The sequence below is a fragment of the Leucobacter sp. VD1 genome (assembly GCF_037150695.1).
Lineage (GTDB): Bacteria > Actinomycetota > Actinomycetes > Actinomycetales > Microbacteriaceae > Leucobacter.
On record NZ_JBBCPO010000001.1, the window covers coordinates 556,526 to 571,182 of the forward strand.

A 14,657-nucleotide genomic window follows, 5' to 3' on the forward strand; every position below is an offset into this window, starting at 1 on the left:
GTGAGGTCGTTTCAGTGGTGGGATAACGACCATACGGGTGACCTCGATGCAGTTGCGGCGGTGAGCAGGCGGTGCTCGGCGAAGAATGTCCGAGGTGGTCGATAGGGTGATCCCATGTTTTCATTCGACCCGTCTCAACAGGCCGTTCTGGCCCTCGATCCAGGCCGCCACGCGCGCGTTCTGGGTGCGGCGGGAACGGGCAAGACCGCGGTGCTGATCGAGGCGTTCGCGCGCGCGATCAGCCGCGATGGCTGGGATGAAGATCACGCGCTCGTGATGGCCCCGAACCGTTTGGTGGCGAGCGAATTGCGCGGCAGGGTTGAGCGCCGTGCGGGGCGCGCGATCGGCGGCACCCCGGTGCGCACTGCAACCTCGCTCGCTTTCGCCGTGCTCGCCCGTGCAGCGGCTGTCGAAGGCCGACCAGCTCCGCGGCTGCTCACAGGCACCGCCCAAGACGAAGCGATTGCCGAGACGATCGAGCGGGGCCTGAGCGGGGCTGCGAGGATATCGGGCCTCGTACCTGAGGTGCTGCAGAGTCCGGCGTTCCGCGCCGAACTGCGTGAGCTGTGGCGCATCGTCGACGACTTCAATCTCCACGCTGCGGATTTCGCAGCACAGCTGCGTGAGCTGCGGGGCGACGCCGGCAGCGAGGCACTGACGCGGCTGCCGGCGCCCGAAACGCTCGAGCGCTGGTGCGACGGCCTTGACCTTATCGCCGCCGTCGCTGAACAGCTGACCCGCGAACGGCCGGGAGAGCTCAGCTCGAGCGCGCTGCTGCGCGCTGCGGCGGCGGCCGTGCAGGAGAGCGGTGCGGCGAGCGACGGCAGGTCGGTCGAGCCCGGCACCTTCCCAGTGCCGCGGCTGCTGCTCGTCGACGACGCCCAAGAACTCGGCGAGGGTGAACTCGCCCTGCTTGCCGCCTGCGCAAGCGTGGGGAGTCGGGTGTGGGTGTTCGGAGACCCTGACTCAGCGACGGGGGCCTTCCACGGCGAACGCACCGCGGTGCTCGCCAGGCTTGGCGACGAACTGCGGCGGCGCGGCGCGGCCAGCGACCCCGAACAGCGCGCGGTGCTCGGCAGGGTGCATCGCCAGGGGGCTGCGCTGCGCGGCTTCGTGCAGCACCTCACCGAGCGTGTCGGTGCGGCCGGAGCGGGCGAGCAGCGGGCTGCCGGGGGAGCGGCGGAAACCCCGGGCACAGTCGAGTTCGCCGTAGTGGGCTCGCCCGCAGAGCAACTGGGGGTGATCGCGCATCGGTTGCGCGCGCGTCATCTGGGGCTCGACGCTCGCACTCGAATCGACTGGAGCGAGATGGCAGTCATTTGTCGCAGCCGCTCCGAAGCGCTTCGCGTCTCCAGGGCGCTCGCCACCCATCAGGTGCCCACGGGGGTCGCCGCCGGTGGCATCGTGCTGCGAGAGCACCAGATCGTGCGTGAACTCGTACGGCTGCTGCAACACGCGCTTGGGCTTGCACCGCTCACCGGTGAACAGGTGCTGCAGCTCGCCGGCGGCACGATCGGAGGCCTCGACCCCGTCGCGATCAGGCGACTGCGCGGGGCGCTGCTCATGCAAGAGCGCAGAGACGCCCGCACTGAACAGCGTGCGGCCGGTGACATCGGCGACATCGTTCTCGAAGCCTTCGCCCACCCGGGCGATACCCCCCTGATCGACAGCTCAGGCGGGCGAGCACTGCGTCGCATCGGCCTGCTCGCGGCCGCGGCCGTGCGGGTGCGTGAGGCCGGGGGCACCGCTCGTGAGACGCTCTGGGCGCTGTGGGAGGGCACGCGGCTGGCAGAGCGCTGGCAGACTGAGGCCCTCGATGGGCGTGGGGCGCGGGCAGACGAGGCGCACCGCTCGCTCGACGCGGTGATGGGTCTGTTCTTCGCGCTGCAGCGGCATGAAGAGCAGGACAGCGAGCAGCCGATCGGCGATCTGCTCGAAGAACTCCTCCTCAGCGCCGTTCCAGAAGACTCTCTCGCGCAACGCAGCGAACGTGCAGCGGTCACCGTCACTACGCCGCAGGGTGCGATCGGACGCGAGTTCTCGGTGGTCGCCGTGATCGGTGTGCAAGACGGAGCCTGGCCGAATTTGCGCGCACGGGGCTCGCTGCTCGGCACAGCCTCCCTCGAACGCTGGCTGCGCGGGGCAGAGGCGATCCCGCCCTCCCGCAAAGACACCATGCATGACGAGCTGCGCCTGTTCGTGCATAGCTGTGCACGCGCACGCGATGAGCTGCTCGTCGTGGCGATCTCTGATGACGACCAGCATCCGAGCCCATTCTTCGGCCTGGGTCGTGACCATCGCTGCGAGGGGCTGCCCAGCAGTCGGCTCACGCTGCGCGGATCCGTGGCAGAGATGCGGCGGCGGATCACGCTCAACCCTGCTGACACCGAGGCGCTGCGCTCGCTCGTCGCCCTCGCCCGTGAATCGGCGCCCGGTGCCCGGCCCGAAGAATGGTACGGAGTGCTGCCCCCGAGCACCACAGCGCCCCTCTTCGAACTGAACGACCCCGAAACCATCGTGCCCGTCAGCCCTTCGCAGCTTGAACGCGCAGAGACGTGCCCGCTCGACTGGGCCGTTGCAAGTCTCGGCGGCGGCACCGGTAACCTGCAGGCCAGCCTGGGTACGCTCGTGCACCACGCACTCGAGACGGCCCAAAGCCCCGACGCCGAGGCAATGCTCGACGCAGTGAAGGCCGAGTGGGCCAAGCTGCCATTTGACGCCGAGTGGGAATCAGAACGAGCCGAACGGCTCGCCCGCGCTATGACCGAAAGCCTCGCCGCCTACCTCAGATCTTTCGAAGCGTCCGACCGCCGCCTGCTCGGGCGCGAGACACCGTTCTCGATTCCGATCGACAGGGCCGTGCTGCGCGGCATGGCCGACAGACTCGAAGCCGTCGAACGACCAGACGGCGAAACCGAGGTGACAGTGCTCGACTTGAAAACCGGCCGCACACCGCCAAGCAAAGCCGCGGCCGAAGCCCACGCCCAGCTGCAGGCGTACCAGTTGGGGGTGGCGCGCGGAGCCTTCGAACTCCCCGAGAACACCCAAATGCCGGCGCACGCGCACAGCGGCGGCGCCCGCCTGCTATACGTGCACCCCGATGCGACCAAGAGCGCAGACTACATCGAGCGGGTGCAGCAGCCGATCACGCCAGAGGCGAGTGAACTCCTGCAGCGGCGCGTCGCCGACATTGCACAGATTATGGCCGCCGGAGAGTTCACTGCCCGCGTCGAGCACCACTGCTCTGACCCGCACCAGCCAGGCGACTGTCGGCTGCACATTATCCCGGCGGTGAGCCGCGCATGAACAGCCGCCAGCCCAGATCCACCCATCGCGAGGCTCCCGTGTTCTCGGCCTCCCGGATCGCCGAGATTCTGGCCGTGCCGCCCAAGGCCCCGCTGACTCCCACCGATGAGCAGCGCGCGGTCATCGAGCACCCGCTCGGTGGCAGCACACTGGTTGTCGCCGGAGCGGGCAGCGGCAAAACCGAGACCATGGCCAACCGCGTGGTCTGGCTCGTCGCGAACGGTCTGCTCGAAGCCGACCAGGTACTCGGCCTCACCTTCACGCGCAAAGCCGCGGGAGAACTCCGCGAACGCATCTCGGGCAGGATCGACGCCTTCGTCGAACGGCTTCGCGACGCTGCAGAACGCGGTGCACTCTCGGCAGAAGAAGCTCGTCGGGCCGGCGCCCTCTCAGAGCAGCTCTCCGACGGTCTCGACATCCCAGACGTCAACACCTATAACTCCTTCGCAGCAGGCGTGCTGCAAGAATTCGGTGCCGCAGCCGGTGTCGCACCCGGTGCCGCGATCATCGACGAGGCGACCGCCTGGCGCATCGCCCGAGAGACGGTGATCGCGAGCCGGGATCCCGAACTCGCCCGGAGCGACCTCAGCCTGCCGCAGCTCGTTCGACACCTGCTCAACCTCGATCGCGCCGTCTCCGACCACCTCACCTCGCTCGATCGCGTCGACCGCGTCGTCGAAGAGTTCGGGCGCGTGATCCACTTGCCCTACAACGACAAAGAGCTCGGAGGCGAGCCCAGCGGCAAGGTGTACGCACCCGTGCGCGACGCGGTGGCCAGCCTCGCCGAGACCCCGCTCATCACCCGTCTCGCTCGGGAGTATGCGGCCGAGAAGCAGCGCCGAGGCGTGATCGAGTTCTCAGACCAGCTCGCCCTTGCCGCCCTCGCCCTGGAACGCTCAGGCGATGCCGTCGCAGTGCTGCGGCGCAGGCATCGCGCCGTGCTGCTCGACGAAGTGCAAGACACCTCCGTGGGGCAGACCCGATTCCTCTCCCGCATCTTCGCAGGCGGTTCGGTCATGGCAGTGGGCGATCCGCACCAGTCGATCTACGGTTGGCGGGGTGCCTCGGCCGAGGGGCTGCAGTCGTTCCACGCTGACTTCCGCGGTCGCGGCACCGCCGGCGGCACACCCCCAGCCACGCTCACCCTGTCGACGAGCTGGCGCAACCCCGATCGCGTGCTCGACGCTGCGAACATCATCGCCGCCCCGCTGTCGGCCGACGCTGCGATCGATGTGCCACAACTGGCACCGCGCCCCGGTGCCGCCAGCGGCAGCATCGAATGGCGATACCCCGAGACCGTACATGAAGAACGCATCGCGGTGGCCGAGTGGATGCGCGATGCGCGCGATGCGCACCTCGCTGAACACGGCGAACCGCCCACGGCCGCACTCATCTTCCGCAAGCGCAGCCCCATGGCCGCATTCTCGGCGGCGCTCGACGATGTCGGGGTGCCCAACCGAATCATCGGCCTCGGGGGGCTGCTCACCACCCCTGAAGTCACCGACATCGTGAGCACCCTGCGCTGCGTCTGGTACGCCGACGCCGGGAACGACCTCATCCGACTGCTCGCGGGCCCCCGTTTCCGCCTGGGCGTTGCCGACCTCGCCGGGCTGCGCGACGCGACCAGATGGTTCGCGCAGCGCGACATCTCGCAGCAGCTACTCAGCGCCGAGGATCGTGCCGACGACAGCGTACTCCCCGACCCTGACCGCCGCTTCACGCTCATCGACGCACTCGACCAGATCGCGACCATGCGCAACCTCGACCACTCGGCGCTGCGCGGGATCACCCCAAACGGCCGAGAACGGTTGCGCGATGCGGGACGAATGCTCGCCAAGCTGCGGCAGGGCGTCGGTGGCAGTATCCCCGAGCTCATCGGGGCGACCGCACAGGCGCTGCGCCTCGACATCGAACTCGACGCCAACGAAGCGCGCGAGCACGCCGGCAGCTCGGCAGCCCACGCCAACCTTGACATCTTCACCGAGCTCGTCGAAGGGTATCTCGCCGTCGACAGCCGAGGCACACTCGCCTCGCTGCTCGAATGGATCGAGCGAGCGGTCGAAGCAGACGAGACAGCCGAGCACGTCGCCGCGCCGGCCCCGGGAACCGTGCAGCTCATCACCGCACACGGGTCCAAAGGCCTTGAGTGGGATCTCGTCGCCGTGCCCCGACTCGTCGCGGGCGAGTTTCCCGGAGCCCCGCGCAGCGGTGCCGGCTGGCTGCGCACCGGCGAACTGCCAGACGAACTCCGCGGCGACGCCGCTGCGCGCCCCGAGCTCAACTGGCGGATCGCAGCGACGCAGCAAGAACTGCGTGACCGCATCACCGACTATCGAGAAGAACTGAAAGAACGACACCAAGACGAAGAACGCAGGCTCGCCTACGTCGCAGTGACACGCTCCGCCAGCCGCCTGCTGCTCAGCGGCTCATTCTGGGGAGGCCAGACCAGGCCTCGTACGCCCTCTCCATACCTGCTCGAACTGCAGCAGGCAGGCTTGATCTCTGGGCTCCCGGAGCAGAGCGCCCACGACACCGACCCCAGCGAACTCGACGAACTCACCCTGCAGTGGCCGCTCGACCCACTCGGCTCCCGAGGGCCCGCGGTGCGACGCGCGGCCGAGGCTGTCATCCTCGCCCTGAACGCAGCAGACGCGCAGCCTGATCCGCTCGAAGACCCCGAGCTGCACCCCACCGTGAGGCTGCTGATCGCCGAACGACGCGCATCTCGGGCCGGGGTGCACCCAACTGCTGCGCCGCTTCCCGGCACAGACCCCGAAACAGGCCACGGCACGAACCTCAGCGCGGTCGCGGCTGCTGAGGCCGCCGAGGATGCCGAGGATGCAGGCTCACTGCCGGGCACCAGCCCAGCTTCGAGCCGGCCTGCCCCGACGAGCCCCCGCGCCGAATCGGTGCTCGCCCAGGCAGCGACCGCGCTCCCCGAACGCATCACCGCGTCGACGTTCCACGAGTTCATCGAGAACCCGCAGCTCGCCGAGCGTCGTCGGCTCCGGCCGGTGCCTCAGCGACCCTACCGGCGCACCCGCATCGGCAACCGCTTCCACGAGTGGGTCGAGCGGCGGGCCACCACGGCGAGAGGCACTGCGCTGCCCCTCACCGGCCTCGACCTGGAGAGCGGCGATCCTGAGCTGACTGAATTCGAGAGCGAAGCCGAGCTGCGGCCCCTCATCGAGCAGTTCGAACGGTCGCGGTGGGCCCAGCGCCAACCCATTGCAGTCGAGCAAGAGGTGACGCTGCCCTTCGCTGGCCGAACGCTGGTCTGCAAGCTCGACGCCGTGTACCGCGTGCCCGGCGATGCCAACGCCCCCGCAACGACTGCCGAGCTTGACCGCTTCGAGATCGTCGACTGGAAAGCCGGGCAATCGCCCCGCACGGAGGCCGAGCGTGAAAGCCGGTTCTTTCAACTCGACCTCTACCGGCACGCCTACGCGCAGTGGGCCGGCATCGATGCCGAACGCATCGATGTTTCCCTGTTCTACGTCGCTGAGGGCGTCGAACTCACCGGCAGTCGACCGCGAAGCCTGCACGAACTCGAAGAGATCTGGAACTCAGCGGCTGCGAAACTGCGCACCGGGGAATAGCGGGCCTCAGCGGCTCGGGGGCTCCGGCAGCTCGTCGGCGTCGATGGGCTCGGTCAGCTGTTCCGAGATCGGTTCGGTGAGGTGTTCCGAGATCGGCTCGGTCAGCTGCTCCGAGATCGACTCGGTGACGTGCTCTGAGCGGTCATCGCCGTCTTCGCGGTCGGCCACGCCGTGCTGCTCAGCCGCCTCGCGGTCCCCGCGCTGCTCGCCCCGCTCATCGAGCGGTTCAATGAAATCGGTGTCAACGCCGAACATGCGGTCTTCGTCCAGGGCCTCGTAGGCGGCGGTATCGGAGAGATGATCCACAACTTCCGGGGTCTCCTCCAGCAGCGCCGACACCTCCGACTCATCGAGCGGCGTGTGATGCTGGGCGGCGAAAAACGCCGCCCCAAGGGGCCCAGAGGTGCCCACCATGCGATCGAGCATGGCGACCGCATCGTCGATCACTGCCTGATCGTGCGACTCCACACCGTGCAGCAGCCAACGTGCCACCTCCAGCTCATGGTAGAGCGCTGCCCGCACCCGCAGATGCGACAGCGAACCGGTGTTGCGATGCTGCGCATACCGCGCGAGCACCGCGTCGAGCACTTCAGATCCTGCCGCCAGCAGCCAGGCGAGATCGCCAGCGGGGTCGCCGACGGAGAGCTCTGACCAGCCCAGCACGCCCGTGATCCGCTCATCTTCGACAAGCAGATGCTCAGCATCGAGTGAGCCGTGCACCACCGTGGGTGTGAAATCCCAGATTTCCGCGGTTTCCACGGTCAGTCGCCAGCGTCGCAGCACGGTCTCGGGGAGCAGTCGTGTTGCCTCTGCCTTGTCGATGAGGCGCGTGGTGAGCAGCCGGAGATCTTGCGCACTACGGATGGGCAGGCCGCCGTGCTGTGCCACACTCGTCGGCAGGTCGTGCACGGCGCCGAGCACCTCGGCGATCGGCTGCAGTAGGTGCGCATCGTGTGAGAGATCTTCGGCCTCGAAGTGCGAGCCCGGGAGCATGGTCGACACCACTGCTCTGGTGTCGCCGGCGCGTGTCATGCCGAGTGTTTCCGGCACCGCGAATGGCAGGCGGCTGCGAGGCCCCTCGGTGAGTGCGGCCAGCCCCAGCAGCTCTGCCGACTGCTGCACTTCGGCCGCCTGGGTGCGCGGCACCCGCACCAGCAGCTCCGCATCCTCGCTCGCGATCACGGCGGAGGCGAAGCTCTCATCGCCCTCGTGCTCGCGCACCCCGAAGACCACGAGGCCCGGTACAGCCGAAGTCGCGAGCGCGGCTAGAGTGAAGGGAATGGTGGCCATGTATTCAGGGTATGCACGTGAGCAGGCTCAGCGGCTGCGCCACGCGCATCGTACGTCACACCGGGCGAAACTTCGAGGGGCCGCGGTGGCCTCGGCCTGCAGCACGCGAACCGCGCGAGAGGAGACCCGATGATTGCGGATCACCCGCCGCTTGCGGGCGGTGCCCTTGACCGTGATGCCGAGACACGCACCGATGCCGAGCGTTTGCGCGATGCCTGGAATGATCCTGCGGCGCGCCTCCTGCGGTTGCGCGGCAGTGAGATTCCTGTGGTGGAGGGCGACGGTGAGCTGGGTGCGGGGCCGCGGCTGGCGCTGATTCCTCCCGCGGGTGAGTTCGAGGCGGCGGATCAGGATCAGCACGCCCGTCATCTCTTTCTTGGCCGTGTGAACGGTGCTCCCGTGTTCGCGCTCGTACTGCACGACGGTGCCGCCGACGCGCCTGGCTTGCCCGGTGAGCGTTGGTGCCATCCGTTCTCGGTCGCCGACAGGCTGCCGGAGGCGGAGCGCGAGATGATCGCCGTCGCCTCGGGCCTCGCGCGCTGGCATGAATCTGCGCGCTTCTCCGCGCGTGACGGCAGCCTCACGGAGCCCGCGCTCGGTGGCTGGATGCGGCGTGATGCTCACGGCGGTGAGCATTTTCCTCGCACCGACCCCGCGGTGATCGTGCTCATCGAGCATGAGGGTCGGGTGTTGCTCGGGTCGAATGCGCTGTGGGAAAGCGGTCGATTTTCGTTGCTCGCCGGGTTTGTTGAGGCGGGGGAGTCGCTTGAGCAGGCTGTGGTGCGCGAGGTGTTCGAAGAGTCGGGGGTGCGCCTGGGCGAGGTCGAGTATGTGGCCTCGCAGCCGTGGCCGTTTCCTCGATCGCTCATGCTGGGGTTCCGTGCGTGGCTGGCGCCGGGGGCGGATCCGCACGAGCTGCACCCGGATCCCGATGAGATCTCAGAGCTGCGGTGGTTCACGAGGCAGGAGCTGCGCAGTCCCGCGCCCGGCATCACCCTGCCGCGGCCGCTGTCGATTGCGCGCTGGCTGATCGATTGCTGGGTCGCCGAGGGCGAAACCGCGGCTGCACTTTCGCCTGGCTCGCCTGGCTCGCCTGCGCAAGAATGTGGTGCTGCCGCGAAGACTGTCACTCCCCACGCGGAGGGTGCACATGGCGAGTGACACCGACCCGATTCTTGCGGCGCTCGACCCCGAGCAGCGGGAGATTGCAGAGAGTTTGCGGGGCCCGGTCGCTGTGCTCGCGGGTGCCGGCACCGGCAAGACGCGCGCGATCACGCACCGCATCGCCCACGGCGTGCGCAGCGGTGTGTACGCGCCCGAGCGTGTGCTCGCCGTAACCTTCACCCGCAAAGCAGCGGGGGAGTTGCAGGGGCGGCTACGCGGGCTGGGTGCTGATGGCGTGCGAGCGCAGACCTTCCACGGTGCGGCGCTCGCGCAGCTGGGGCATTTCTGGCCGCAGCTGGTGGGGGGAACTGCGCCGAAGGTGCTGCCAGGCAAAGTTGCTGCGCTCTCGCAGGCTGTGGAGGGCATGGGATTGCGGATCGGGGGCGAAGCCCTCCGCGACGCTGCCTCCGAGATCGAGTGGCGTAAAACGTCGATGCTGAGCATTGACGCCTATGCCGAACGGGTGCAGAATCGGCCGCTGCCCACTGGGCTCACCGCCGAACAGCTCGTCGATCTGCACCGTGCGTACGGGGAGTTGCTTGAAGAGCGGCGGCAGATCGACTTCGAGGATGTGCTGGTGCTGCTCACGGGCATGCTCGAAGCCGAGCCACTAGCGGCGCTGCAGGTGCGCGAGCGGTATCGCTTCTTCACCGTCGACGAGTTTCAAGACGTGTCGCCCCTGCAGCATGCGCTGTTGCGGGTGTGGCTGGGGGATCGCGATGATCTCTGCGTGGTGGGCGATGCGAGCCAGACGATTTACTCCTTCGCGGGCGCGTCGAGTTCGTATCTGCTGCGCTTCGGCACCGAGTATCCGCACGCTCGCGAGATCAGGCTCGAACGCAATTACCGCTCGACCGAGCCCGTGGTTCGGCTCGCGAACAAGCTGATGCGGGATCGCCCCGGCGCGCTCACCTTGCGCGCGACTCGTGAACGCACGGATGCGGCTTCGCCCACTTTCGAGTGGTTCGGTAGCGAGCAGGACGAGGCTTCGGCCGTAGCCGATTCGATCGCAGACGCCATGAAGCGAGGCACCCCGGCCTCCGAGATCGCGATTCTGTATCGCACGAATGCTCAGTCCGCTCGCTTCGAGGAGGCCCTGCAGCAGCGCGGGATCAGTGTGCGCGTGCACGGCGCCCAGCGATTCTTCGAGCGCGCCGACGTGCGCCAGGCCGTGATGCTCATCAGGGGGGAGGCGAAGGTCGCCGATCCGCGACCGCTGTTCCAGATCGTCAGCGATGTGCTGCGAGCCGGCGGGTGGACGGGCAAAGCTCCCGAGGGTGCCGCCGCGCGTGAACGCTGGGAGGCGCTCAGCGCGCTGCTTGCGCTCGTCGATGAGATGCCGCCGGGCACAGGGATTCGCGAGTTCAGCGAGGAGCTGCTTGCCAGGCAGCGCACGCAGCACGAGCCCACGCTCGAAGCCGTCACGCTCAGCGCCATCCACGCGGCCAAGGGTCTTGAATGGTCGATGGTGCACGTGGTCGGAATGAGCGAGGGGCTGCTGCCGATCGCTCACGCCGATGATGAAGCCGCGATCGATGAGGAACGGCGGCTCGCATATGTCGCCTTCACCCGGGCGCGCGATGTGCTGAGGCTCTCGGGTGTTGGTGGGGGAGCGCGCGCGCCGCGGCAGCCGTCGAGATTCATCGCTGAGGCCGGTCTGCTGGCGTGAGTGCTCCGCAGGCGCATTCGGGATGCGCGGAGACGCGTGTGAGGCGCGGCGCGGCGCTCACCTGGCCCTGCCGCATCGGGATCACCGCGCGTGTCAAGTGAGCCGATGCGTCATCGGCGCGCCAACGACCGATGAGCATCGCCGCGAACGCTGCGGCCATATGTGCCCCGGCGGCAGTCTCGGTGCGCGGATTCGCCCCGTGGAGCTGCGCTGCGAGCACCGGGTAGGCGGGGTCTGCTGCGAGCATCGTCAGCGCGCAACAGGTGTGGCACGGTGCTCCGTGCTCTGAGACGAGCGGGCCCACCAGGATGGCTCGATCGGTGAACCTGATGAGCAGGTGCGGCACCGCGAGACTGAGCCAGCGCTGTGCCCGTTCCAGCGGTTCGAGAAAACGTTCGACGTGCACTACCAGCTCGTATGCGGCGTCTGCGTCGGGCACCGCGTCGAGTGCGCAGAGACCGGTGGCTGTCAGCGCATCGCGCAGCGCAGGCACCTCGCGCCCGTCATCGCAGAGCAGGGTGCGCAGGGCGTGCCGCGTCGTCTCCGACCCGCGACCCGTGTGCGCCGGTGCCGCCACCGATTCGAGTGCCGGCGAAAGCGCCGAGAGCACTGCCCTCGTCTCCTGCGGGGTAGCGCCCAGCCGGCGTGCTTCTCGCGTCATGCGGCGGGGCGGGATACCGGCGATGAGCGCGCCGATGAGGCGTTGCACGCCAGCGCTCGGCTGGTGCACGCGGGCCTCGGCGCGCTCGAAGCCCACGCGCAGCGTGTCTGGGTCTTCCCAGCAGAGCGGAAAATCGGAGCGGATGCGGGTGATCGTGTCGTTCATGCCACGAGTTTGCGGCATACCCGATCCGCCCTAGCGGTTATCCACAGAGATCAGTCGAGATCGGCGAGAGGCCCCTGGATTCGCCCCGCTGTGAGCGGAGTGCCAAGCGTCGCGGGATCACCCGATCCCGCGACGCAGTCACACGGCGCGATCGCGCCCGTCTTCGCCGCCCTCGTGCGGGGGAAGCTCGCCGTCGAGCAACTGCGCCAGCGCGGCATCGAAGTCGTCGGCTTCGGTGTCGGGTGCCGCTCCGGCAAGGCCGAGACGTTCGAGCAGCCGTGCCGGATGATCGAGCTCCTCCGCGGTGGGCAGCAGATCGGGGTGGGCCCACAACCCGTCGCGAGTAGCGGCGTCGCTGCGCTCAGCGACCAGTCGCCACACGGCTGCAGCATCCCGCAGTCGTCGGGGGCGCAGTTCGAGACCTGCGAGCGCTGAGAAGGCGTGCTCCGCTGGTCCGCCGGTCGCCCGCCGCCGCCGCACCATCTCGGCGATCGCCTCTGCACCCGGGATCCGCTTCGCAGCATCCGCGGTGACCACATCGACCCAGCCCTCGATGAGGGCGAGCATCGTCTCAAGCCGCGCATGCGCGGCTTCCTGAGCCTCGGTCTTCGGCGGGATCAGCGCACCGTTCGACAGCAGCTCCTGAATCTGTTCAGGGTGCTGCGGGTCGATCTCCCGCGCCATCTCCTCAATGCGATCGGTGTCGATTCTGATGCCGCGCGCGTAGTCGGTGATCGCGGTGAGGAGGTGCAGCCGCAGCCACTTCGTGTGTCGGAACAGGCGTGCGTGCGCAAGCTCACGCACAGCGAGATAGAGGGTGACTGCTTCGGCGTCCTGATCGAGCCCCTCGGCGAACGCCGCGACCCCGCTCGGCAGCAGGGCACCGCCCTCACGGCCCGGCCCGGACAGCAGCGGGATCCCGATGTCGCCTGCTGACACGACCTCCCCGGAAATCTGCCCCACAATCGTGCCCAGCTGCACTGCGAACAGTGCGCCGCCCACGCTGCGCAGCATCGGCTTCGCGCCCTGCAGCGCGCCGTTCAGTTCCTCCGGCATCTGGCTCTGCAACGCCTCGACGAGCGCGCGCGTAATCGACTCCGCAACGGGCTCGGCGAGGCTGATCCACGTATCAACCGACTGCTGCACCCACTCGATGCGGGTGAGCGTGCGCGGCGCATCCGGCGTCGCCCCCAGCTCCGTCGCCTCATCGAGCCACAGCGAGGCGACTGGGAAGGCCCGCATTGCCGGGGCAGGATCGCCTGTCGGTGCACCCGTGCTCGCCACCTCGATCGCGGTGCGGCGCGCCGTCGACCAGTCGATCTCGTCACTGGGGTGCTGCATTGCGCCCTGCAGTGTACTGAACAGACCCTGCAGGGTCTTCGGGTCGACGGGGATTCCCGCGGCCTTCGCGAACTGCTCGGCGTCAAGGCCGCTCGCCCCGCCACCGCCCTGGAGCATCTCCCTGAGGATGCGCTGCAGCTCCTCGAAATCTTCCGGGCCCCTGTTGCCGGGGTTGTCGTGGTCGCTCTCGCTCATTGCCCGTTCCTCCGCTCGTGCGTCGCCATCCACGCTACGGCACCGCCGTCAGATCCGCCTGCTAGATTGGCCGTCGCTCGGCGAATCCCATTGCGCCGACTGCGAACAGGTGCGGTGCGGATCCGCCCGCCGGAGGAGACCAGTGAACAACGACAGGATCGAGCGACGCCGCCTGCGCATCATGCTCGCAATCGGACTCGCCGCCTGCGCGGTGCTGCTGGCCGCGCTGATCCCGTCGCCCTTCGCGATCGAGCGACCAGGGCCCGTCGTGAACGTGCTCGGCGAGGTGCAGGTCGACGACGGGGAGACCGGCCCTGTGATCACCATCGACGACGCCGAGCTGTTCAAGACCGGTGGTGAGCTGAACCTGCTCACCGTCTCGATCCTCGGCGATCCCGAGCACCCGAAAAGCTGGCTGTCGCTGCTGCCAGCGCTGCTCGATCCCGCGCAGCGCATCGCGCCGGTGAGCGAGTTCTACCCGGAGGGGCTGACCGTTGAGCAGCGGACTTCCCAGAACGCCGCATACATGGATTCGTCGCAGATGCAAGCTGCGGCAGCGGCATTCCGTTGGTTGGGGGAGCCAGTGCCTGTCGAACTGAGCGTCGCAGCGGTGATGGAGGGCGGCCCCGCAGTTGGTGTGCTGCAGGATGGCGACGTGCTGCGCACCGCAAACGGGGAGCCCGTCGGTGACTTCACAGCGCTGCGGAAGCACGTCATCGCCGCCGGAGCCGGCGGCACACTGGTGCTCGGTATCGAGCGCGACGGCAGCGAGCAGCAGGTCACGCTCATGCCGCAGTTGCCCCAGGGCGGCGAAGAGCCGCTCATCGGGGCGACGATCGCATCGCAATACGAGCTGCCAAGCGAGGTCGATATCAGCTTGTCGCGCATCGGGGGCCCGAGCGCGGGTCTCGTCTTCGCCCTCGCGATCGTCGACAAGCTCACGCCAGGCGAGATGCTGGGCGGGCAGACGGTGAGTGCGACGGGCACCATCGATGGGGCAGGAAATGTGGGGGCGATCGGCGGTCTCACGCAGAAGATGTGGGCGGCGGATCGGGCCGAGAGCGATCTCTTCCTGATGCCGATGGCCAATTGCGGTGATCTGCCAGACAAACGCCCGGAGGGGCTCAGGATCGCACCCGTTGCGACGCTCGACGAGGCGATCGCCGCCGTCGAGACAGTCGCGGATGGGAAGGAGCCCGCGGGCGTCGAACGTTGCGAGCTCACTGGCTGATGCCTCGGCGCATTGTCAGCGGCGCCCGATAGGGTG

8 protein-coding genes are annotated in these 14,657 nt (G+C 68.4%); 5 read left to right on the forward strand and 3 right to left on the reverse strand.

Annotation, left to right across the window (positions count from 1 at the left end; genetic code table 11):
* Positions 1-114: 114 nt before the first annotated feature.
* Positions 115-3,306 carry a PD-(D/E)XK nuclease family protein gene (locus WFL22_RS02675; RefSeq protein WP_336991353.1) on the forward strand — a complete coding sequence of 1,064 codons (3,192 nt, stop codon included), beginning with the start codon at positions 115-117 and terminating at the stop codon, positions 3,304-3,306.
* Positions 3,303-6,905, forward strand: a complete 3,603-nt coding sequence (locus tag WFL22_RS02680; RefSeq protein WP_336991354.1) for an ATP-dependent DNA helicase — start codon at positions 3,303-3,305, stop codon at positions 6,903-6,905. Before WFL22_RS02675 ends, WFL22_RS02680 begins: the two co-directional genes overlap by 4 nt.
* A gap of 6 nt (positions 6,906-6,911) precedes the next feature.
* On the opposite strand, the gene WFL22_RS02685 is transcribed toward WFL22_RS02680, so the two are convergent.
* Positions 6,912-8,195 carry a phosphotransferase gene (locus WFL22_RS02685; RefSeq protein ID WP_336991355.1) on the reverse strand — a complete coding sequence of 428 codons (1,284 nt, stop codon included), beginning with the start codon at positions 8,193-8,195 and terminating at the stop codon, positions 6,912-6,914.
* A 129-nt stretch (positions 8,196-8,324) separates the two neighbouring features.
* On the opposite strand from WFL22_RS02685, the gene nudC reads away from it, so the two are divergent.
* Both nudC and WFL22_RS02695 read left to right on the forward strand, forming a co-directional pair.
* Positions 8,325-9,356 (forward strand): NAD(+) diphosphatase, encoded by a 1,032-nt coding sequence (nudC, locus tag WFL22_RS02690; RefSeq protein WP_336991356.1) that lies wholly within the window; start codon positions 8,325-8,327, stop codon positions 9,354-9,356.
* Complete coding sequence (locus tag WFL22_RS02695) at positions 9,346-11,028, forward strand: ATP-dependent helicase (RefSeq protein WP_336991357.1); 1,683 nt, start codon at positions 9,346-9,348, stop codon at positions 11,026-11,028. The genes nudC and WFL22_RS02695 overlap by 11 nt, the downstream gene beginning before the upstream one ends.
* Here the strand turns inward: WFL22_RS02695 and WFL22_RS02700 are convergent.
* Positions 11,000-11,854 carry a hypothetical protein gene (locus WFL22_RS02700; protein WP_336991359.1) on the reverse strand — a complete coding sequence of 285 codons (855 nt, stop codon included), beginning with the start codon at positions 11,852-11,854 and terminating at the stop codon, positions 11,000-11,002. The genes WFL22_RS02695 and WFL22_RS02700 overlap by 29 nt on opposite strands.
* A 138-nt stretch (positions 11,855-11,992) precedes the next feature.
* Positions 11,993-13,390 carry a zinc-dependent metalloprotease gene (locus WFL22_RS02705; protein ID WP_336651258.1) on the reverse strand — a complete coding sequence of 466 codons (1,398 nt, stop codon included), beginning with the start codon at positions 13,388-13,390 and terminating at the stop codon, positions 11,993-11,995.
* 142 nt (positions 13,391-13,532) lie between these two features.
* Here WFL22_RS02705 and WFL22_RS02710 point away from each other — a divergent pair, with 142 nt between their 5' ends.
* Entirely contained in the window at positions 13,533-14,621 is a 1,089-nt protein-coding gene (locus WFL22_RS02710; protein ID WP_336991360.1) for a YlbL family protein, read from the forward strand.
* The last annotated feature ends 36 nt before the right edge of the window (positions 14,622-14,657 follow it).

Excerpts from the sequence above, each read along its gene's own strand:
- WFL22_RS02680 (WP_336991354.1), top strand. The coding sequence starts at position 3,303 with ATGAACAGCCGCCAGCCCAGATCCACCCATCGCGAGGCTCCCGTGTTC.
- WFL22_RS02700 (WP_336991359.1), bottom strand. The coding sequence starts at position 11,854 with ATGAACGACACGATCACCCGCATCCGCTCCGATTTTCCGCTCTGCTGG.
- WFL22_RS02695 (WP_336991357.1), top strand. The coding sequence starts at position 9,346 with ATGGCGAGTGACACCGACCCGATTCTTGCGGCGCTCGACCCCGAGCAG.
- WFL22_RS02675 (WP_336991353.1), top strand. The coding sequence starts at position 115 with ATGTTTTCATTCGACCCGTCTCAACAGGCCGTTCTGGCCCTCGATCCA.
- WFL22_RS02705 (WP_336651258.1), bottom strand. The coding sequence starts at position 13,390 with ATGAGCGAGAGCGACCACGACAACCCCGGCAACAGGGGCCCGGAAGAT.
- WFL22_RS02685 (WP_336991355.1), bottom strand. The coding sequence starts at position 8,195 with ATGGCCACCATTCCCTTCACTCTAGCCGCGCTCGCGACTTCGGCTGTA.
- nudC (WP_336991356.1), top strand. The coding sequence starts at position 8,325 with ATGATTGCGGATCACCCGCCGCTTGCGGGCGGTGCCCTTGACCGTGAT.